Source organism: Streptomyces sp. NPDC047917, assembly GCF_043204345.1.
GTDB lineage: Bacteria > Actinomycetota > Actinomycetes > Streptomycetales > Streptomycetaceae > Streptomyces > Streptomyces sanglieri.
The window spans coordinates 71071-92094 of record NZ_JBIDCA010000014.1 but is presented as its reverse complement, the minus strand read 5'-3'; the positions used below and the strand labels follow the sequence as shown (position 1 = coordinate 92094).

The 21024-nt window shown below is 71.2% G+C and carries 17 protein-coding genes; 5 read left to right on the top strand and 12 right to left on the bottom strand.

What is annotated here, in order from left to right:
• Window positions 1-2: 2 nt before the first annotated feature.
• Genes ACGF8B_RS31585 through ACGF8B_RS31575 form a run of 3 tightly spaced genes read right to left on the bottom strand, consistent with a single transcriptional unit; the run spans window position 3 to window position 2600 of the window.
• Window positions 3-467, bottom strand: coding sequence for a hypothetical protein (locus ACGF8B_RS31585; protein WP_392745403.1), 465 nt, complete (start codon window positions 465-467; stop codon window positions 3-5).
• A complete protein-coding gene (locus ACGF8B_RS31580) occupies window positions 442-2172 on the bottom strand; it encodes an NB-ARC domain-containing protein (protein ID WP_392745401.1) in 1731 nt (576 codons plus the stop codon). Before ACGF8B_RS31580 ends, ACGF8B_RS31585 begins: the two co-directional genes overlap by 26 nt.
• Before the next feature lie 8 nt (window positions 2173-2180).
• A complete protein-coding gene (locus ACGF8B_RS31575; protein WP_392745673.1) occupies window positions 2181-2600 on the bottom strand; it encodes a hypothetical protein in 420 nt (139 codons plus the stop codon).
• 248 nt (window positions 2601-2848) lie between these two features.
• Here ACGF8B_RS31575 and ACGF8B_RS31570 point away from each other — a divergent pair, with 248 nt between their 5' ends.
• The gene (locus tag ACGF8B_RS31570) at window positions 2849-4234 is read left to right on the top strand and encodes an MFS transporter (RefSeq protein WP_392745399.1); all 1386 of its coding nucleotides are present in this window, start codon (window positions 2849-2851) and stop codon (window positions 4232-4234) included.
• Window positions 4235-4294: 60 nt separating this feature from the next.
• Here the strand turns inward: ACGF8B_RS31570 and ACGF8B_RS31565 are convergent, their stop codons facing one another.
• The 4 genes from ACGF8B_RS31565 to ACGF8B_RS31550 form a co-directional block, all read right to left on the bottom strand.
• Window positions 4295-4774 carry an NUDIX domain-containing protein gene (locus ACGF8B_RS31565; RefSeq protein WP_392745397.1) on the bottom strand — a complete coding sequence of 160 codons (480 nt, stop codon included), beginning with the start codon at window positions 4772-4774 and terminating at the stop codon, window positions 4295-4297.
• Between the two features lie 30 nt (window positions 4775-4804).
• Window positions 4805-6391 carry an apolipoprotein N-acyltransferase gene (gene lnt / locus ACGF8B_RS31560; protein WP_392745395.1) on the bottom strand — a complete coding sequence of 529 codons (1587 nt, stop codon included), beginning with the start codon at window positions 6389-6391 and terminating at the stop codon, window positions 4805-4807.
• A gap of 118 nt (window positions 6392-6509) precedes the next feature.
• Window positions 6510-7073, bottom strand: a complete 564-nt coding sequence (locus ACGF8B_RS31555) for a hypothetical protein (protein WP_392745394.1) — start codon at window positions 7071-7073, stop codon at window positions 6510-6512.
• Between the two features lie 59 nt (window positions 7074-7132).
• Window positions 7133-7918: a glutamate racemase gene (locus ACGF8B_RS31550; RefSeq protein ID WP_392745393.1), complete on the bottom strand. Its 786-nt coding sequence runs from the start codon at window positions 7916-7918 to the stop codon at window positions 7133-7135.
• Between the two features lie 58 nt (window positions 7919-7976).
• On the opposite strand from ACGF8B_RS31550, the gene ACGF8B_RS31545 reads away from it, so the two are divergent.
• Window positions 7977-9149: a glycosyltransferase gene (locus ACGF8B_RS31545; RefSeq protein WP_392745392.1), complete on the top strand. Its 1173-nt coding sequence runs from the start codon at window positions 7977-7979 to the stop codon at window positions 9147-9149.
• 52 nt (window positions 9150-9201) lie between these two features.
• Here the strand turns inward: ACGF8B_RS31545 and ACGF8B_RS31540 are convergent, their stop codons facing one another.
• Window positions 9202-10527 (bottom strand): TerD family protein, encoded by a 1326-nt coding sequence (locus tag ACGF8B_RS31540; RefSeq protein WP_392745391.1) that lies wholly within the window; start codon window positions 10525-10527, stop codon window positions 9202-9204.
• Window positions 10528-10771: 244 nt separating this feature from the next.
• Between ACGF8B_RS31540 and ACGF8B_RS31535 the strand changes: the two genes are divergently transcribed.
• On the top strand, window positions 10772-12595 hold the full coding sequence (locus tag ACGF8B_RS31535) for a choice-of-anchor A family protein (RefSeq protein WP_392745389.1): 1824 nt from the start codon (window positions 10772-10774) through the stop codon (window positions 12593-12595).
• 98 nt (window positions 12596-12693) lie between these two features.
• Window positions 12694-13389, top strand: a complete 696-nt coding sequence (locus tag ACGF8B_RS31530) for a L,D-transpeptidase (RefSeq protein WP_392745388.1) — start codon at window positions 12694-12696, stop codon at window positions 13387-13389.
• Between the two features lie 61 nt (window positions 13390-13450).
• Here ACGF8B_RS31530 and ACGF8B_RS31525 read toward each other — a convergent pair whose 3' ends face one another.
• Complete coding sequence (locus ACGF8B_RS31525) at window positions 13451-14074, bottom strand: TetR/AcrR family transcriptional regulator (protein WP_392745386.1); 624 nt, start codon at window positions 14072-14074, stop codon at window positions 13451-13453.
• A 119-nt stretch (window positions 14075-14193) separates the two neighbouring features.
• Between ACGF8B_RS31525 and ACGF8B_RS31520 the strand changes: the two genes are divergently transcribed.
• Window positions 14194-15438: an NADH:flavin oxidoreductase/NADH oxidase family protein gene (locus ACGF8B_RS31520; protein WP_392745385.1), complete on the top strand. Its 1245-nt coding sequence runs from the start codon at window positions 14194-14196 to the stop codon at window positions 15436-15438.
• Window positions 15439-15768: 330 nt separating this feature from the next.
• On the opposite strand, the gene ACGF8B_RS31515 is transcribed toward ACGF8B_RS31520, so the two are convergent.
• The 3 genes from ACGF8B_RS31515 to ACGF8B_RS31505 form a co-directional block, all read right to left on the bottom strand.
• Window positions 15769-16143, bottom strand: a complete 375-nt coding sequence (locus ACGF8B_RS31515; protein ID WP_392745383.1) for a nuclear transport factor 2 family protein — start codon at window positions 16141-16143, stop codon at window positions 15769-15771.
• 85 nt (window positions 16144-16228) lie between these two features.
• Entirely contained in the window at window positions 16229-19630 is a 3402-nt protein-coding gene (gene car / locus ACGF8B_RS31510) for a carboxylic acid reductase (protein ID WP_392745382.1), read from the bottom strand.
• Between the two features lie 193 nt (window positions 19631-19823).
• Entirely contained in the window at window positions 19824-21020 is a 1197-nt protein-coding gene (locus tag ACGF8B_RS31505; RefSeq protein WP_392745380.1) for a cytochrome P450, read from the bottom strand.
• Window positions 21021-21024 lie beyond the last annotated feature (4 nt).

Below are 21024 nucleotides of genomic sequence, written 5' to 3'. Positions count from 1 at the left end.
GCTCAGCCCGTCTCACCCGTCTCTTCGAGCCGTCGGCGCAGCACTTCGGCCTGCGGGCTGCCGCCCGCCTCGTAGATCTCCAGGGCCCGCGTCAGGTCGGCCCGTACCGCTTCGGAACCTGCGGCCGAGCGCTCCCTGATTCCGGCCAGGGCCACCAGGGCCTGGGCCTCGTAGTGCGTCGCCCGCTGCTCCCGCAGAGCTCGGGCGGCCTCGCTCAGCGTGCGGATCGCCTCGTCGTGCTCGCCGAGACGGTCGTGGGCGAGGCCCATGGCCGCCAGCACCCGCGCCGCCATTCGCGGATCGTTCCGTGCGGTCAGTTCCGCGTGCGCCCCTCGCAGAGTGACCAGGGCCTCGTCGTGGTCGCCGGCGGCGTCCTGGGCGCTGCCGAGGAAATAGGCCGCGATGGCGGCGCCGCGCCCTTCGTTCGCCGCGGTGCTGAGCTCAAGCGCACTGCGGTAGGCGTCCATGGCACGGGAGAGGTCGTAGTGCTCCCAGTCCCGAGAACTCCTGCACGGAGGCCCGCACCACGAGGTCTCCCGACACCTCGGCACATGCCACGGCGGATTCCAGCTCCCGCCGTGCCGCCTCGTGCTCGCCCTGGTCCATCAGCGGGCGTGACAGAAGACTCCGCAGCCGTGCCTCGGCGGCCGGTTCCAGCGCGGCGGCCGCGGCCGCCGCCCCCAGTTCGAGCGACTCCCGCCAGTCACCGAGGTGCCGGTGGTGGAAGAACAACACGGTGAACGCCTCGGCCAGCTGCCACACCTCGGTCCGGAGGGTCTCCTCGCGAACAGCGGCCCGCAGCACGTCCAGGATGTTGCGGTGTTCCGCTTCCAGCCAGTCGAGAGGCGCCGGGCCCCCTGTCGTCCCGAAGGGGTCGGGGGCCGCGCTCAACAGCGTCGTGAGATCCGCGATCCGCAGCCGGTCCTGCCTGATCGACCGGTCCGCGAGTGCGGTGAGCGCCAGGTAGTGCGTCGTCACCCGCCCCAGCAGGGCGAGCTGTTCGTCTGCCCGCTCCTCGGCGGCGGCGCGCTCCCGGGCATGGAGACGTACCAGGTCGTGGAAGCGGTGCCGGCCGTCCCCGGTCGATTCGAGAAGGCTCGCCGATACGAGCGCCCCCAGCATCGTCCCGGTGCTCGATGTGTCGATGCCGGCCGCGACCGCGGCGACGCCCACGTCGAACGTGGTACTCGGCAGCCAGCCCAGGAGCCGGTACAGCCGGGCCGTGTCCGGGGGAAGTTCCCGGTAGCCGAGATCGAGCACAGCGGACATCGACCGCTCCTCTCCGAGGGACATTCCCGCCAGGCGACCGGACTCGTCGGCAAGCTCCCCGGCCAGAGCCGCCGGGGTCAGCCCGGGGCTGGTCAGCAGCCGGGCCGCCACGATGTGCAGGGCCACCGGCAGGCCCCCGCACAGCTCCACCAGCCGTTCGGCCGACTCCCGGTCCGCCGCGACGACCTCCTCACCGCAGCGTTCGGTCAGCAACTCCAGCCCGCTGTCCCGGCCCAGAGGCCGCACCGGCATCAGCCGCGCACCGTCCAGTGCCAGCTCCCCGAGCAGACCACCGCTCGTGACCAGCAGGGCGCTGCCCTCGCCCTTGGGGATCAGGGAGGCCGCCTGGGCGGGCTGGCTCACATTGTCGAGGACCACGAGCAGCCGCCGGCCCGATGAACGCGACCGGAACAGCCTTGTGCGGTCGGCGAGCGACGCGGGGATGGTCGACTCGTCGACTCCCAGGGACCTGAGGCACCGGCGAACGGCCTCGGACACGTCCCCGCCCTCCGGCTCTTCCCTCAGCGCCGCGAAATCGACGTAGATCTGACCATCGGGGAACAGCTCCCGTTTCTCGTCCGCCCAGTGCGACACCAGCGCGGTCTTGCCCACGCCGGACATGCCGTACAGGGCCCCGAACCCGACTTTCACCGACCTCGGGCGGCCCGTTCCCAGCCAGGCGTCGAGCTCCGCCAGGCGCTTCGAGCGATTGACGAAGGGGAACGGGAGCGGCGGAACCTCGTCCGGCCTGATGTCCGGCCCGACACCGGGCTGTGCCTGGACGTTGAAGGTGATTCCGCCATGGATCCGTTGGGCCTGGATGCTCGGGCCGTGGACCTCCCCGGACAGGTCGTTGCTGACGTACGTGGATTCCCGGCGGGCGCCGGGTTCCTCACTCTGCACGCTCTTCCCTAACCGTGAAAAGTCAGGCCGCCGGACACGCTCTGCCCCTGGATGACCTGGGAGTTCTGGCTGTCCCCGCTGAAGTTGTTGTTGATCGTCACAGTCGACCCGCCTTCCGGCCGGGGGGCGATCTCGGCCAGCAGCACCCGCAGTTCCTGTGCGGCCGCCGGGTCCGCGCGCAGTGCCCGGCGCATCCTGAGCCGCCATTCGTCCTCGATGTCCGCCGCGACATCCGGATCCTCGCCGTCGCGGGCCGCGACGAGCTCCTCCCGGGACGCGTCGAGTTCCTCGTCCACGCCATCGGTATCCCCGCCCCGCGCGAGGAATCGTGCCATTCGTTCCCGGGTCTGCGCCCAGGCGTCCGAGACCATGTGACCGACCAGGACCGTCGCACCCGACGCCGCCAGTGCCGCCAACTCCGCTTCCACGATGCCCCCGTTGTCTCGCCGTCGCGCCATGCGCGTGTGAAGTCACTTCTACCGTAGAGAGCGGACGAGTACTTCGGAAGCGGGCCCGGGGCGCGGCGCATCGGGAAACCGGCCGGAGCCCCGCATGGTGGGCACGCGCACTCCGGGCGGCAGAACTGTGGTGTCCCGCCACATACGCCGCCCACCTGCCCCTTCCTACGGTATGGCAACGCACACACGTCCCCGCCGACCGTCCGGAAGTGGTACCCATGGCCGCCCCAGCAACCTCTCCGCCAGCCCCCTCGAATCTCAGGCGCATCGTCGCCGCGAGCCTCGTCGGGACCACCATCGAGTGGTACGACTTCTTCCTGTACGGGTCAGCCGCCGCGCTGGTCTTCAACAAGTTGTTCTTCCCCGAGTCCGATCCGCTCGTCGGGACACTCCTGTCGTTCCTCACCTACGCGGTCGGCTTCGCCGCCCGGCCGCTCGGTGCCCTGGTGTTCGGGCACTACGGCGACCGGCTCGGGCGCAAGAAGCTGCTGGTGCTCAGTCTGCTGATGATGGGCGGGGCGACGTTCGCGATCGGGCTGCTGCCGACACATGCCACGGTCGGGGCCGCCGCCCCCGTACTGCTCACCGTCCTGCGGCTGGTGCAGGGCTTCGCGCTCGGAGGCGAGTGGGGCGGGGCGGTGCTGCTGGTCTCGGAGCACGGGGACGCGGAGCGCCGCGGCTTCTGGGCCTCCTGGCCTCAGACGGGCGCGCCGGCCGGGCAGTTGCTCGCCACCGGGGTGCTGTCCGCGCTCACCGCGCTGATGTCGGAATCCGCCTTCGGTGCGTGGGGGTGGCGCATCCCCTTCCTGCTCTCCGGTGTCCTGGTGATCATCGGTTTGTGGATTCGCCTCTCCGTCGATGAATCGCCGGTCTTCAAGGCCGCGATGGCGCAGGCCGAGGAGCGCCGATCGGCTGCCGGGACGGCCGAGAAGATGCCGCTCGTCGCCGTGCTGCGGCATCACTGGCGCGATGTGCTGATCGCCATGGGCGCCAGGATGGCGGAGAACATCAGCTACTACGTGATCACGGCGTTCGTGCTCGTCTACGCGACCACGGCGGCGGATCTGAGCAAGCAGACGGCGCTCAACGCGGTGCTCATCGCCTCGGCGGTCCACTTCGCGGTCATTCCGATGTGGGGTGCGCTCTCCGACCGGGTCGGGCGCAAGCCGGTCTATCTGGTCGGCGCGGTCGGTGTCGGGCTGTGGACGTTCCCGTTCTTCGCGCTGATCGACACACGGAACTTCGGCAGCCTGCTGCTCGCGGTCACCGTGGGGCTCTTCTTCCACGGCGCGATGTACGCGCCGCAGGCGGCCTTCTTCTCCGAGATGTTCGCGACCCGGATGCGGTACTCGGGCGCTTCGATCGGCGCGCAGTTCTCCTCGGTCGCGGCCGGCGCCCCGGCACCGCTCATCGCCACCGCGCTGCTCGCGGACTTCGACAGCTCGGTGCCCATCTCGCTGTACGTGATCGCCGCGGCGCTCATCACCGTGCTCGCGATCGGGTGTGCCAAGGAGACCCGGCACCGGGATCTCACGGACATCGAGAGCGCCTCGGCCGCGCCGGACGCGTCCGGCGCGCTGCCGGCCGACGCCCGTACCGTCTGAGTCCGGACGTCGTCCGCCGCGCGGGCCGGGTGACCGGGCCCGCGCGGCGGACGACGTCGTTCACTGCCGGGGGGTGGGTTCGAACCAGGTGGGCTCGTCGGTCATGGACTGCTTGATCCGGAAGAGCCCGAACTCGTCCAGCGGCGGCAGCGCGTCCACCGGGAACCAGCCCACCTCCAGCGACTCGTCGTCGTTGACGCATGCCTCGCCGCCGGTCGCCCGGCAGCGGAAGGTGACGTCGAGGTACTGGCAGCGGTCACCGTTCGCGTACTGCACGGGCTCCAGGGCCTGCGTGAGCACCACCCGCTCCGCGACGCAGTGCACGCCCGTCTCCTCGTACACCTCGCGTTCCGCCGTCGCAGCCGGTTGTTCTCCCGGCTCGCAGATGCCGCCGATGACCGACCACTTGCCGGTGTCGGAACGGCGTCCGAGCAGCACTCTGCCCTCGTCGTCGAAGACGATCGCGGTGACGCCCGGCAGCAGGAGCAGTTGCTGACCTGCGGTGGCGCGGATCTCGCGGATGAAATCAGGAGTTGCCATGGGTCCGACCCTACGTGGTGTGCCGGAGCGTCACCGGGCGCGCCGGCTCCGTACCGCGCGGACGGCGACCAGGCCGAGCCCTGCCACGGCGATCAGCACGAGCACACCCTCGGGAAGCGTGCCCATCCGGGTCGCGGGCGTCAGCGAGGACCTCAGCGGCACCTCGTCCACGAGCGCGTCCGGGGTGAACAGCTTCGTCTTCTCGACGATCTTCCCGTCCGGGCGGATGACGGCGCTGACCCCGCTGGTGACGGGGACGACGACGGACCGGCTGTGCTCGACCGCCCGCACCCTGGACATGGCCAGCTGCTGGTAGGTCATCTCGCTTCGGCCGAAGGTGGCGTTGTTGCTCGGTACGGCGATCAGCTGGCCGCCGTGCATGACGGTGTCCCGTACGGCGCCGTCGAACGCGGCCTCGTAGCAGGTCACGAGCCCCACGTTCGTCCCCGCCAGGTCGAAGACCCCGACCTTCTTCCCGGGGCCGAAGTCGCGCTGCACCCGGTCCACGTCGGAGCTGAAGATCCGCGCGACGGAACGCATCGGCATGTACTCACCGAACGGCTGGATGTGGCGCTTGTCGTACGTGTCGACGGGGCCCTTCTTCGGATCCCACTGGATGAGGGTGTTGCGCAGGTTCCCGCTGTCGGGTTCGACCACCGCGCCGATCACGGTGGGCACGCCGATCGCCTTCACCGCGTCGTCGATCACGATCCGGGCGTCGGCGTTGCGGTACGGGTCGAGGTCGGAGGAGTTCTCCGGCCACAGCACGAAGTCGGGCTGCGGGACCTTGCCCTCCTTCACCTCCTGCGCGAGCTGCTCGGTGCGGCGCACATGGTTGTCCAGGACGGCGCGGCGCTGGGAGTTGAAGTCGAGTCCGAGCCGGGGCACGTTGCCCTGGATCGCGGCGACGGTGGCGGTGCCGTCCTCGGCCGAGTCGTCGACGAGGGGCAGCGCGGCGAACGCTCCGGCGACGGGCACCAGGACGGCCGCGGCCGCGGCTGCGACGGCCGCCCCGGGCAGCGTGCCGGTGCGCCGGTGGGCGCGGAACCGGAGCACCGCTTCGCAGAGCCCGAAGCCGCACAGCACCACCGCGAAGGAGAGCAGCGGCGTGCCTCCCAGGGCCGCGAGCGGCAGGAACACACCGTCCGCCTGGCCGAAGGCGATCTTGCCCCACGGGAAGCCGCCGAACGGCACCCTGGCCCGGACCGCCTCGTCGAGTGCCCAGACTGCGGCGGCCCACAGCGGCCAGCAGGCGAGGCGGCTGACCGCGGCGATCCCGATGCAGCCGACCGCGATGAACAGCGCCTCGGCGGTGGCCAGGGCCAGCCACGGCACCGGGCCGACCTCCTCGCCGGTCCAGTGCAGCAGCGGCAGCATGAAGCCCAGCCCGGCGAGCAGGCCGAGCCCGAATCCGGCGCGGAGCCGTCGTCGGTGCAGCACCCAGCCGAGCAGGGCGAATCCGGGCAGCACCAGCCACCACAGGGGTCGTGGCGGGAAGCTCAGATACAGCAGGACGCCCGCGATCACCGCGGCGGCCGGCCGGACCAGGCGTCGCTTGCGGGACACGGGGGACGAGGCCGGCTGCGCGGCGTCGACTGAGGTGATGGTGGCGCTCACCCGGCGGATTCTACGGTGGCCGCCTGTGTGCCCGGCAGCCCCGCCCGCGTGGTGGAACGCTTCGTACCGGATCGTTCCGTCGCGCTCCCGTACGGATCCGGTTCCCCGTCGTTCGGGGTCAGGCTCCGGCCGCGGCGCCGGTCGCCGGCAGGTGCAGGCGTTCACGGATGAACCGGACGCCCGCCTCGGCGTCGTCGACCGTGATGGTGAACGTCCTGCCGTCACCGAGCCTGAGCACCAGGCCCTCGCCCCTGCGGACCACCACGGCCGTGCCCTGCTCGGGGCGCCAGCGGTAGCCCCAGCCGCCCCATTGGCGCGGGGTGACCTCGGGGGCGAATTCCGCGCCCACCACGTGGGTGAGCAGGATCCGGCGGCGCGGGACGCCCATGTGGCCGCAGCGCACCTCCAGGGCGTCGCCGTCGATCCTGACGGCGACGTTCACGAAGGCGAGGGTGCCGAACAGCATGAGCAGTCCGGCGGCGACACAGCCGATCACGGACATCAGCAGCGGGGCGATCCCGGAGGTCCAGTTGGAGGTGACGGCCAGCTGGACGCCGAGTGCCAGACAGGCCGCTCCTGCGGCCGCGAGCACCCACTGGGCCCGGTTGGTGGCCCGGCCGATCCAGACGGCGGAGCGGGTGTCGGCTCCGTTGTGCCGGGGGTTTCGGGGGTGGTCCCTCATGTCAAGCAGCGTACTGAAGAATCCGCACGCCGGGGATGGGCAGAACGGCGCGCGCCGGGTCAGCGGGCCGGGCTGACCGCCCCCAGCAGACGCCCCTCGGCGTAGGCCAGAGCGGCCTCCGGAAGGTCGGCGGTGCGGCCGCTGAGGATCACGGCGAGTCCTGCGGACGGTTCGGCCGACGGAGCGGGTTCGGCACCGATCCGGCGCAGTGCCTGGGCGGCGACGGCGCCCGCGGAACCGTGCAGCGCGACGGGCGGCAGACCCGGCTGCCGTACGGCGGCACGGATGCGTTCGGCGACCAGTTCGTAGTGGGTGCAGCCCAGGACCACGGCCCGGACATCGCGCGGGGTGCGGGCGGCGGCCGCGGCGATGGCGAGGTCGATCGCGGTCTCGTCCGCGTTCTGCACGGCGTCGGCGAGACCGGGGCAGGGCACCTCGGTGACCTCGACGGAGCCGGCGAATTCACGGATGAGTCCGCGCTGGTACGGGCTGCCGGTGGTGGCGGGGGTGGCCCAGATCGCGACCGGGCCGCCGCCGGCGACGGAGGGCTTGATCGCGGGGACGGTGCCGATGACCGGCAGTGTGGCTTCGAGCTCGGCGCGGAGCGCCGGCAGGGCGTGCACGGAGGCCGTGTTGCAGGCGACGATCAGCGCGTCCGGCCGGTGTGCGGCGGCCGCGCGGGCCACGTCGAGCGCGTGGGCGGTCACGTATTCGGGTGTACGCGGCCCCCAGGGCATGCCGTCGGGGTCGGAGGAGAGCACCAGATCGGCGTCGGGCCGCAGTCGTCGTACCGCGGCGGCTGCCGCGAGCAGGCCGATTCCTGAGTCCATGAGCGCGATCTTCACCCGGTCACCATAGTCGACCGCCCTTGCGGTTTTGTCCCGGTGGGGCAGACTGCGGCGAATGAGCGCCGTTGCCTGGATCGCCGTGGGTTCGCTGGCCGCATGGGTGTGGTTGCTGCTGGGACAAGGGTTCTTCTGGCGGACCGACCAGCGGCTGCCCCGTCGGAAGGCCCCGGCCCGCTGGCCGTCCGTCGCGATCGTGGTGCCCGCGCGCGACGAGGCCGACATGCTGCCGGTGAGCCTGCCCTCGCTGCTGGCACAGGACTATCCGGGGCGGGCGGAGGTCTTCCTCGTCGACGACTGCAGCAAGGACGGGACCGGGGACGTGGCCCGTGCGCTGTCCGTGCGGTTCGGGGGGCTGCCGGTGACGGTCGTCTCGCCGGGCGAGCCCGGGCCGGGCTGGACGGGCAAGCTGTGGGCGGTCCGGCACGGGATCTCGCTGGCCCGGACCAGGGAGCCGGATTTTCTGCTGCTGACCGACGCCGACATCGCGCACGAACCGGACAGCCTGCGGGAGCTGGTGGCCGCCGCCGAGTCGGGCGGCTTCGACCTGGTCTCGCAGATGGCCCGGCTGCGGGTGTCGAGCCTCTGGGAGCGGCTGGTCGTGCCCGCCTTCGTGTACTTCTTCTCGCAGCTCTATCCGTTCCGGTGGGTGAACCGGGCGGGTGCCCGGACGGCCGCGGCGGCCGGTGGCTGTGTACTGCTGCGGACTGGGGCGGCGGAGCGGGCGCGGGTGCCGGAGTCGATCCGGCAGGCGGTGATCGACGATGTGTCGCTGGCGCGGGCGGTGCAGCGCAGCGGCGGGCGGATCTGGCTGGGGCTCGCCGAGCGGGTGGACAGCGTGCGGCCGTATCCGCGGCTGGCGGACCTGTGGCGGATGGTGTCGCGGAGCGCGTACGCCCAGTTGCGGCACAGTCCGGCGCTCCTGCTGGGCACGGTACTGGGACTCGCGCTGGTCTATCTGGTCCCGCCGGTCGCGCTCGTGACCGGGTTGCTGGCCGGAGACCCGGTGGCGGCCCGGGCGGGCGGGCTGGCGTGGGCGGTGATGTCGGGGACGTATCTGCCGATGCTGCGCCACTACCGGCAGTCGCTGTGGTCGGCGCCGTTGCTGCCGTTCACCGCGGCGCTCTATCTGCTGATGACGGTCGATTCGGCGGTGCAGCACCACCGGGGCCGCGGCGCGGCCTGGAAGGGGCGTACGTACGCCCGTCCCGAGGCCGCGCCGGACCGGTGAGCCGAGGCGGCGGTGGGCCGGCGGCGGCAGGGCCGTCCGGACCGCCGGGGGGTCATTTGCGGCCGGGCGTCCAGTTCATGCCCCACCCGTAGGCGTAGTCGATGGTGCGCTGCGGGCTCACTCCGCGCTCGGGGACGAGATAGCGGGCCTCGCGCTGCACCGTGAGGTCTCCCCCGTTGTTGGTCAGGAGCGCCAGTGCGCAGACCGTGGACGGGACGGTGCACTCGTCGAGGGAGAAGTCGATCGGTGCGCCGTGCTGGGGCTGGAGAGTGACGCTCGCGTGGAGATCGGCGAAGCTCCGGGCGCCTTCGTAGATGGTGACGAAGATCAGGACCCGCCGGAGCTCGTTCTTGTGGTCGAGGTTGACGGTGAGGTTCTCGCCGGTGGCGACGGCGCCGGTGCGGTCGTCCCCGTCGAGGTGGATGTAGGGAGGGTGCTGGAGAGCGCCGAACGCGTTGCCCAGCGCCTGCACGACTCCCTTGCGGCCGTCGGTCAGTTCGTAGAGGGCGCAGAGGTCGAGATCGAGATCCGAGTGGTTGGCGACCGCTCTGCCCAGTTTGCTTCCCCAGCCCTTGAACTGTTTGCGCACTTCCCAGTTGAGATTGACGCGAAGCGCTCCGGAAGTGCCGCCCTGTTTGGCGAGGGAGACCGACGGCGCGTCCTTGGTGAGCGTCACCTTGCTGAGGCGGACGGGTGCGGCGGCAGGGGGCGCGGGAGGCGCCGGGGGTGCAGTCGGCGGGGCGGGCGGGACCGGCGGCCGGTGGTCGGTCCGCGCTGCGCTGGGAGGCTGTTGAGGGGTTCGGGGTTGGTGGTACGGCTGAGCCGGCTGGGGCTGCTGCGGTTCGTCGACGGAAATCCCGAAGTCGGTCGCGAGACCTTCGAGGCCGGTGCCGTATCCCTGGCCCACGGCGCGGAATTTCCAGGCGCCCTGGCGTCGGTAGAGCTCTCCCAGGATGAACGCGGTCTCGACCGTCGCGTCCGCGCTGTCGAAGCGGGCGATCTCCCTTCCGTTCGCCGCGTCCGTGATCCGTACGTAGAGCCCGGTCACCCGGCCGAACGTGCCGCCGTCCGCTGAGGCCGCCAGAACCACCCGGTCGATGCCCGGCTCGATGCGCGCCAGGTCGACCGCGAGGTTGTCCGTCGTCCCGTCACCGGCGGTGCGCTTGCCCTCGTGGCGCACCGCGCCGGATGCGTGCGAGGGCTGGTTGTAAAAGACGAAGTCGGCGTCGCTGCGTACCTTTCCCGACGGCACGAGAAGGAGCGCCGAGCCGTCCACGTCCGGTGTCCCCGGGGCGGTGCGCCACCCTAGTTCGACCCGCACGGCCTGAGCCGCCACCGGAACATTGGCCCCTTTTAGCATGGTCATGCTCGCCCCCATCGCGAGTCCGGCTGCCCGAAAACTTTTCCCGGCCAACCTAATCCCCCGGACCGTCGCAGGAGTCACGGACGTCCGGTCCGGTCCGGGCGATCCGCCGAGCGCCCCGGTTCCCCTGCGGCGACGGGCCCGTCGGGCCTGATCCGGACGAGAGGCCCTAGCCTGTTCGAGTGCTTGGGGCACCCCTTTGTGGCAGCACGGTTCGCAATCCACTCCGAAATGCGAATCTCTGAAAAGAATGCCCGATATGAGATCAATGACTCGGCGTCTCTCCACGCTGCGCTCACGCGCCGGCGCCACCAGGACATCCTGCGCCGTGCTCGCCATGGCCGTGCCCGTGCTCACGTTCGGACTGCCCGCCGCGCCCGCCGTCGCCGCCCCCCTGCCCGGCGGGCTCGGGCCCTGCGTTCCCGGCAGCTGCCCGGACCCCTTCCCCGGGGTCAACAACGGCCCGATCGCTGGGCGGGACGACGCGATCAACGTATTCGTCGGGAACGACTTCCTGGTACGCGGACGAGCCGCCGAAGCCGAGGGCCGCGTCGTCGTGCTCGACGATTTCGACCAGAACAAGGACGCGTCCGCCAGCGGCCTGTACAACCTGGGCATCGCCGGTGTCGGATCCCGGGTGGCGCCTCCGGTCGACTCCGACTTCCTGACCGCCGGCGGCAACGTGAGCATCGCCGCCGGGCAGACCCTGGAAACGACCGGCGGCGTGCTGGGCGAGCGGGGCATCGTCCGGTACGCGGGCACGCGGACCGGCACCGTGCACGGCGAGTTGATCCAGGACGACGCCGCCATCGCGCCGTATGCCGGGCTGCGCGACGAGCTGACGGACGCCAGCCGCTGCTACGCCCGCGTCGGCGGCCGGCCGCGCACCGCGACGGGCACGGCCGTGAACCAGGGGACCCAGACCCTGTTCACCGGTGACGGGACGTCAGCCCTCCAGGTCTTCAACGTCGACTTCGACATGGTCGGCCGGGGCGGCGCGCAGCAGGGCATCGTCTTCGCCGGCATTCCGGACGACGCGACCGTTCTGGTCAACGTCATCGGGACGCACCGGGTGCTCAACACATACAGCGGTGGCATCTCGGACGCCACGGATCCGCTGAACGCCTACCGTGAGCGGCTGTTGTGGAACTTCCCCGACGCCACGACGGTCGATCTTCATGGAACCGGTCAGTTCCAGGGCAGCTTCCTGATGGGCGAGCAGTCCTCGATGACCAATGTGCAGCTGCCCGGCATCAACGGCCGCTTCTTCACCACCGGCTCCCTGACCCACACCAGCTCCGCGACGGGCGGCGGCGGCCAGGAGTTCCACGCCTACCCGTTCAACGGCGACCTGCCGGACTGCGGCGAACCGCAGCCGAAATCCGGTGAGGTCCGGGTGCTGAAGACCGACACGGACACCGGAGCTCCGCTCGCCGGAGCCGACTTCGAACTCTGGCGCGAGACCAACGACGTCGTCGGCCTCCAGACCACCGGCGCCGATCCCGACACCCGGGTCACCACCTGCACCACCCCGACCAGCGGTGTCTGTGTCGCGATCACCACGACCGGCACCTACTACTGGCGTGAGACCTCTGCCCCCGACGGCTACGACCTGCCCGACCCCAATGTCTTCGGCCCTCTCGTCCTCACCGGGGACAACGCCGGCACCGGCGTCCAGACCGAGGCGCGGAACACCGCCACGTCCGAGCCGCCCGGCACCGGCCGGATCGACCTGGTGAAGAAGGACCGCAAGAACGGGGAGCCACTGGCCGGCGCCGTCTTCGAACTCTGGCGCGAGACCAACGACACTCCCGGCCTCCAGACCGGCGGCACCGAGCCCGACACCCGGGTCGACGACTGCTCCACCGACCGGAACGGCGGATGCGCCTTCGACGACCTGCCGCTCGGCGCGTACTACCTGCGCGAGACCGCCGTGCCGGAGGGCTACGTCCTGCCCGCGAACCCGGTCTCCGGGCCGTACGAGGTGACGGCGGAGAACAGCACCACGGGAGTGAAGGCAACGATCGAGAACACCCGGGGTGAGCCCTGCAAGGGCAAGACCTGCGAGGGCCGGCGCGTCTAAGGGCTGTCCGCTCACCGGTTCGGCCGTTCACCTATGGCGTCCGGACCGGTGGGCTGGTGCACTGACGGGGCCCCGCACGCACCGCCAGGAGGTCATCCGTGCGCCCAGTCCGCGTCGCCAGTGCCGTGACCGCCGCAGCCGCCACGGCGGTGCTCTGCTCGGCCCCCGCCTCCATCGCCGCTCCGGCCGGCCCGGCCGCCGAGTGCACCGCTCCCACCGGCCCCTACCAGCGCCCCATGGAGAAGCACCTCGGCCGGCCCGTGGACGGCCGCCAGTCCGCGGCCGACTGCGCGGCGATCCGCACGTTCCAGCGCGAGAACAAGGTCGCTCGCACCGACGGGTTCGCCGACCTCGGCACCTACCGCACCATGGTCGCCGTCGAGGCAGCCCCCGACCCGAACGCCGCGGGCCACTGTCCGACCCGTTCGTACCGGGTCACCTGTACCGACATGGACCGGCAGCTCCTCTGGGTACAGACCGGGGACCGGGTGGTCTTCGGCCCGGTTCCCATCCGCACCGGTCGCGACGCGCAGGAGACGCGGCCCGGTTGGCATTCGATCTACTGGCGCGACAAGGACCATGTCTCGACCCTCTACGACGACGCGCCCATGCCGTACTCCCAGTTCTTCGACGGCGGCCAGGCGCTGCACGGGCACCCCGGGGACCTGTACGACGGCGGCGGCTCGGCCGGGTGCGTCAACCTGAAGGTGGACGACGCAGCGGCCCTGTGGGACCTCCTGAACATCGACGATCGCGTCTACGTGTGGGGCACCAAGCCGGGTACGGCGGACTGAGGCGCGACGCGGAAGGCCGCCGGGCCTACGTTCCGCCCCCGTACGGCGCCACCCGACCCCGCTACGCCCCCGACTGCGCGTGCGGTGCGGCTGCCGTCGGTGCCATCGCCGCAGGGGCGGTGAACAGCGCGTGGACGGCCGCGCGCACCTGGCCGGACACCGCCTCGGGGGTCGAGGTGTCGAGCTTGCCGTCGAGATGCAGGAACGCCAGGCCGTGGACGATGGCCCATACCGTGGTGGACAGAGCGTCGGGATCGGCGCCGGGGAAGGTGCCGCGGACAATGCTGCGGACGTACTCGGAGATGGCGGTGGTCGCGCCGACCCGTTCCTCGCTGTCCGGATCGCAGGGCTCCGCGAACATCACCCGGAACAGCGCGGGACGCTCCAGCGCGAAACGGACGTAGGCGACGGCGACCGCCGCCAGCTCCTCGGGCGTCGCGGGCGAGGGATGCGCCGCGGCCAGATGTTCGGCCAGTTCGCGATAGCCCTGCGCGGCGACCGCCGAGACGAGCGCGTCACGGTCCGCGAAGTGGCGATAGGGGGCGGTCGCCGAGACGCCGGCCCGCCGTGCCACCGCCCGCAGGGACAGCCCGGCGCTGCCGTCCTCCTCCAGCAGCTCCCGCGCGGCGCGCAGACAGGCGGCGCGCAGATCGCCGTGGTGATACGTGCCGCTCTCCTGCGACATGGGTCACACTCCCTCATGTTTACACCGCTCACATCACCGCCCTAATGTGAACACCGCATACATCGTAAGCGATGGTGATCGAGATCGTGATCGTGATTGTGATCGAGAGAGGAACTCCGATGAGCAGTGAGCTGTTCTCGCCGCTGTCCCTGCGCTCCGGGCAGGTGCTGAACAACCGGATCGCCAAGGCGGCGATGGAGGAGAACATGGCCGCCGTCGGCCAGCTTCCCGACGAGGAATTGTTCGGCCTGTACCGGCGTTGGGCGGCGGGCGGCACCGGACTGCTGATCACCGGCAACGTCATGGTCCACGCCGAGGCGCTGACCGGCCCGGGCGGCGTGGTGCTCGACGCCGCCGCCCCACTGGAGCCGTTCGCCGAGTGGGCCAGGGCCGGCAAGTCCGGCGGCGGGTCGGTCTGGATGCAGATCAACCACCCCGGCCGCCAGATCGGATCCGACATGCCCGGCGTCGTGTGGGGCCCTTCCGCGGTCGCCGTCGACCTGGGCAGGCACAGCAGCCGGTTCGGGCGTCCCGTGGCCATGACGCCCGAGCAGATCCGGGCCACCGTGACCCGGTACGCGGTCACCGCCCGGCGCGCCGAGCAGGCCGGTTTCGACGGTGTGGAAGTCCATGCCGCGCACGGCTATCTGCTGTCGCAGTTCCTCTCCCCCCTGGTCAACAAGCGCACCGACGAGTGGGGCGGCTCCCTGGAGAACCGGGCCCGGATGCTGCTGGACATCGTCCGCGCCGTCCGTGCCGCCGTCTCGCCGTCCTTCGCCGTCGCGGTCAAGCTCAACTCCGCCGACTTCCAGCGCGGCGGCTTCGACGCCGACGACGCACGCCAGGTGATCGGGATGCTCGCTCCGCTCGGTGTCGACCTGGTCGAGCTCTCCGGCGGCAGCTACGAGAGCCCGGCCATGTCCGGCCGCCCGGCCGACGAGCGCACCCGGACCCGCGAGGCGTACTTCCTCGACCTGGCGAAGGATCTGGTCGCCACCAGCCCGCTGCCGTTGATGCTCACCGGCGGCATCACCCGGCACGAGACCGCACGCCGCGTCCTCGACAGCGGTGTGGCGGTCATCGGGATGGGCACCGCCCTCGCCGTCACCCCGGATCTGCCCGGGCTCTGGCGGACCGGCCGCGAGGCCGACCGGCGGTTGCGGCCGGTGACCTGGTCGGACAAGGCGCTCGCCTCGGCCGCGGGCATGGCCCAGGTACGCCACCAGATGCGCCGGATCGCCCGCGGCAGCCGCCCCACGCCCCACACCCACCCGGCGATCGCGCTCCTCGCCGAGCAGCTGAAGCAGCGTGGGGCCCTGCGTCGCTACCGCACCTGGCTCAACACGGCCCGGCGCGCCGCGTAGCGGGCCGCCGCAGGCGCCCGGGTTCTCACCCGCGTGTCTCTTCTCCGGCGAAGTCCCCCGCCGGTTCAGCTGCCGCGCGGGCTGTCCGGGAGCGGGAAGCCGTGGCTCGTGCCCGCCCCCGGAGCGAGGTGACGTCGACGCCCGCCCGGCGGAGCTTGCCGGCGCACTGCCCGCCCTCGTCGCGCGGCCCGCTCGGCCACTGCCGGTGACGGCTGTTTCGGGGCGGAGATCGACCGCGTCCCTGTTCGGCACCCCGGCCGCGGGTCGCGACCGGCACGCGAGGCCTCCCGCCCGCGTCACTTCGCCGGACGGCGGGTGCGGGAGAGCGGATCAGAGTGTTCCGGCCGTCGGGACCTCGTAGATGTACTCCTCGATCCGGTCGATGAGACCGTCGTCCTCGAACCGGAAGCAGACCGCGGCGTGGACCCTGCTCTCGGACCCGTCGGCCGCGCTCAGGTGAAGCACCTGCTGCTGGAGGACCTCGTTCGTGTTCCGGAACTGGCGGATCACGTCGTACCGCAGCGTATCGACGTCAGCGGCGAAGACCTTGAAGTGCCGCAGGGTCGCATCGATCGTCCGCGCCCCCAGACCGTCGTTCTGCCACACGGTGGCGCCGCCGGTGCACATCGCCCGGCACCCGGCGAAGTCGTGCGCCTCCAGACGACGCAGAAACGAAATCGCCTGCTCGCCGATGTCCTGTTCCATACCGGGTTCCCGTCCGCTGTCTCTCGATGAATGTGCGGCCGCCGATGGACCGTTTGCGCGCCGTTCGAAGGCCGGGGCCCAGCTCTCAGAGCAGTTCGAGCCGGCGCAGGTCGGTGACGTACTTGGTGATGAGGGCCGCCGTCAGATGGGGAATGTCCTGGCCGGCGCCGATCTTCGCGGCACGCACGGCGGCATGGAACCGGTCCGCGGGTGTCGCGGAACCGGGGACGGCCTCCCCGGACTGCGCGAAGGCGTGCAGCAGGGGCAGCAGCGAGTGCTGACGCTGCCTCTCCGGCAGGGCGCGGAGCGCGGCCGTGACGCGGGTGAGCCATTCGCCGTAGCCGTCGATCCGCCGGATCGGGTGACCTGCGGCGATGAGCCAGTCGACGAAGGTGTCCAGCGAGATGCCGTCGTCGTGCGGGTTCACCACATTGAAGGTCCGGTGTCCGTCGGTGGCCCGCGCGCCCAGCGCGGTGACGGCTTCCGCGGTGAAGTCGACCGGCAGACCGTCGTAGTGTGCGCGGTCACCGGTGCGGTAGAACGAGGCCGGTGCGATGCCGGTGGCGAGCAGGCTCAGCAGCAGGCGGGTGAACAGGTCGGGGACGTTCAGCTGCCCCCGGTAGCTGCTGTGCGCGAGGATCATGTCCGACCGGAAGACGGTGACCGGCAGGCCGCACAGGTCGTGTGCCTCCCGGAGCAGGACCTCCCCCGCCCATTTGCTGGTCGCGTACCCGTTGGCGTAGCCCTGGTCGATCCGCCGTACCGGGCAGGCGCCACGGATGTCGGCGTCCTCCCCGAGAGCCGGCATCCCGGCTCCGGCCTCCACGGCGACGGTGGACACATAGGTGACGGGTTTGAGCCGGGCGGTGAGCGCCAGCCTGATCAGCTCTGCCGTACCGACGACGTTGGGGCCGAACAACTGCCGGTACGGCAGAACGTGGTTGACCAGGGCAGCCGGGTGGACGATCAGGTCCACGGTGTCGGCCAGACCGTTCCACGTGTCCTCGTCCAGGCCCAGGTGCGGCTCGCCGATGTCGCCCGCGAGTACCTCCAGGGTGCCTTCGGCCAGATCCCGGTAGCGCCGGAGCAGGTCCGCGTCACCACTGTCGAACGCCTCGTCCAGCCGCTTCGCAGCGGTCGCCGCGTCGCTCGCGCGTACGACGCAGATCAGCTTGCCGCCGGAGGGAGCCAGCCGCTCCAGCCATTCCAGGCACAGGAACCGCCCGAGGTAGCCGTTGGCCCCGGTCAGCAGGACGGATCGCACGGCACCGCGGGGGCGCGGCAGCGTCGGCGCGGCGGCGAGCGTCCGCGGGCCGATGAACTTGTCCAGGGTGAGGTCGCCGGCGCGGACTTCGGTGCTGTGCTCACCGTGCACGGAAGCGAATGTGGGCCGCTCCGCCCCGGACTCGCGCTCCGCCTCGATGTATCTGGCCAGCCGGGCCAGATCGTTGGCCGGGCTGGTGATCACCCCGACCGGAAGCTCGATGTGGAAGATCTCCTTCATGAGGAGCGAGAAGGACAGCGCAGTCAGGGAGTCCCCGCCCAGGTCGGTGAAGTGCGCGTCGGCACGCAGAGCGGTGTCCGGACAGCCCAGCATGGCCTGGACGGCCCCGGTGACCGTCTCCAGCACCGGCCGGTCGGCGGCGGCTCGACGCAGCTCGCGCACCTCTCTGACCTGCCCCTCGGCGATCTCGTCGTACAGCCGGTCGAGAGCCTGCCCGTAGCGCTCCTTGAGCCTGGGGCGCAGCAGTTTGTGGCTCTCGGAGAGCAGGCCGTTCTCCGGGCTGAAGGGTTCGGTCTCGATCAGGAAGTCACGCGGGATCTCGTACGAGTTGAGCTCGGCCTCCCGGGCCGTCTGCTGGAGCGCCTCGCTGAGCAGCGACTTGAGCGAACCGGGCCCTTCGCCGGCGCCGGCCCGGGCGCCGGGCGCGGGCACCACCACCGCGAGCAGGTAGGCGCGTTCGCTGTTGCCGTGTACGAAGATCTGCCGGACGAGGGGGCTGCCCGCGAAGACGGTCTCCAGGCGGGAGACGGCCACGAATTCGCCCTGGGACAGCTTCAGGGTGTCCTTGGTGCGGTCGACGTAGACCAGTCGGTCGGGTCCGAGCTCGGCCATGACGTCGCCGGTCCGGTAGTAGCCGTCCTCGTCGAAGATCTCGGCGGTGACCTCGGGCCGCTTGTAGTAGCCGGGAATGACGCTGTCCGTCTTGAGCAGCAGTTCCCCGCGCGGATGCGGTAGGTCGGTGCGGAAATAGCCCAGTTCCGGGACGTCGGCCAGCTTGTAGTCGATCACGGGCGGGCGTTGCACCACGGTGTCGAGCAGGACTCCCCCGGCCTCCGTGGATCCGTAACCGGTGTACAGGTGGAGGTTCAGGCAGGACTCCACGAAGGCCGCGACCTCCGCGGACAGCGGGGCGGTCCCGCAGAACGCCTTGGCGACGCGTCCGCCCAGGAAGTTCTCGCGCAGGTCCGTCATGACCGCCTTCTCGACGTCACCCGGCTCGCCGGCTCTGCGGCCCAGTTCACTGCGGTACTGCTGGAAGAGCATGTCGCACAGGCGCGGGACCATGGTCAGCTCGGTGGGGCGGATCAGCGCGATGTCCTCGAACAGGGTGGACAGGTCGCTCCTGGCGGTGAAGTAGCCGACGCCGCCCCGCACGAGCGAGCCCATCAGGGCGTAGCGGCCCGCGAGATGGCTCTGCGGCAAGTAGAGGACGCTGACCGGGGGTCCGTCCGCCGCCCCGTAGCTGAATCCGTACCACGCTGTGCCGACCAGCCGCTGCGTGTACATGGCCCCCTTGGGGGTTCCGGTGCTGCCGGACGTGTAGATGAGCAGGGCCAGCGGATCGTCTCCCGCTTCGGCGGTGAACAGCGGGGCGGGCGGCAGGCCCGCTCCGCGTTCGATCAGCGTGGCCAGTGAGTCGACGGCCACCGGGCGGCCGGCTTCGGCCAGACGGCGGCGGGCGGACTCGAAGGCGGTTCGCTGGTCGGTGACTTCGGGACGGTAGTCGAAGACGATCACGTGCTGGATCGAGCTTTCCCCGGTCACGGCTTCGACGGCGGTGTCCAGTCGCTCGACGCTGGTGGCGAGGGCGCGCGGCTCCGTCTCCGCGATGATCGGCGTCAGCTGGGACAGCGGCGCAGCGGACTGCAGGGGCACGGCCACGACACCGGAGTGGATGCACGCGAGGTCGAGCGTCGCGTAGTCGGTACTGGCGAAGCCGAGGACGCAGATCCGGTCGCCCGCGCTCAGCCGATGCCCCGGGTCGTGGTGCCAGGTGCCGGCCACCGCGCGGACTCTCGCCCACAGTTCGCGGTAGCTGATGGTGTCGAACCTGGGGAGCAGCCGCGCTGTCGAGGCTTCCTCGGCGCGTTCACCGAGGGCCGGACGGTCCCCGTAGCCCTCCAGTACGGCCGCCATGACCTCGGCGAGTCCCTTGTCGGGGTCATGCACTGCCGCGGTGACCTCCTCCAGTGGCTCGGTCATGATCAGGTCTCCCTCGGCGTCCCGGTGATGCCGGCGCGTCCTGGCTGTGGACGTCGCCGGCCCTTGATTGCGTGTCTTGGCCGGCCGTGGAATCAGCACGTCACCGCGCGCAGCGGCCCGCGGTGACGTGCGCGGTGTGGTGTCCGGCCGTGCAGGTGTTGGTGGCGCACGCGCCGGCGGGCACGTGCGGGCCTCACCAGCTGACCGGCAGCGCGTCCACCCCGCGGATCAGCCGCTCGGTACGCCAGGAGATCTGGTCGACCGGCACGGCGAGGCGCAGACCGGGCAGCCGGCGGAGCAGCGATTCGAGCACGACTCGCAGCTCCATCCTGGCCAGTTGCGCGCCGAGGCAGTGGTGCACGCCGTGGCCGAAGGTGACGTGCGGAACGTTCCCCCGGTGGAAGTCGATCTCCTCCGGGTGATCGAACACTTCGGGATCCCGGTTGGCGATCCCCAGCTCGGCGACCACCGCGTCGCCCGCCCGGATGGTCTGGCCGCTCAGTTCCACGTCCTCGGTGGCGATGCGGGTGAAGCCGGCGGACGCGCTGATCGGGATGATCCGGGAGAGTTCCTCGACCGCGTCGGGCACCAGTGCGGGGTCGGCGACGAGTTTCTGCCAGAGATCGGGTCGGGTCAGCAGTGTGTAGACGAAATTGCCGAGCTGGTTGGCGGTGGCCTCCTGGCCTGCGGAGAGCAGGCTGACACCGAGGCTGACCAACTCCTCGTCCAGGAGCCGGTCCTCCTCGTCCGCCACGTCGGCCAGCTCACCGAGCAGGTCGTCGGTGGGGGTGGTGCGGCGGAGTGCGACCAGGCCGGCGAGGTAGTCGTTGAGGTGCCCCCGGGCCTCCATGGACCGCACCGGATCCGACAGCATCAGCAAGCCGTCGACCCAGACGTTGAAGCGGTCGCGGTCGGCGACGGGCACGCCGAGCAGTTCGCAGATGACCGTGATCGGCAGCGGCCAGGTCAGCGTCTGGGTCAGGTCGGCGGGCCCACCTGCGGCGATCATCGTGTCGAGCAGCCCGTCCACGATGTGCTGGACGCGCGGGCGGAGCGCTTCGACACGGCGTACGGTGAACGAATTGGCCACCCGGCGCCGCAGTCGGCTGTGCTCCGGCGGGTCCATGCTCAGCATGGAGGTGCTGGGCAGACCGGTGGCTACCGTACGGGGGATGTCCTCGCCCACGGCGGCGGCGCGGCTGAACCGGGGATCGGCCAGTACCGCCCTGACGTCCGCGTGCCGTGTGACCAGCCAGGCGTCGCCACCGTAGGGCAGACTCACGCGCAGCACCGGTTGTTCGCCGCAGATCTCGGCCAGCTTCGGGTCCACTTCCAGCCGGTCGACCGGGCCGAACGGGTAGGCCCGTATCCCTTCCCCTGTGGCGGTCATCGTG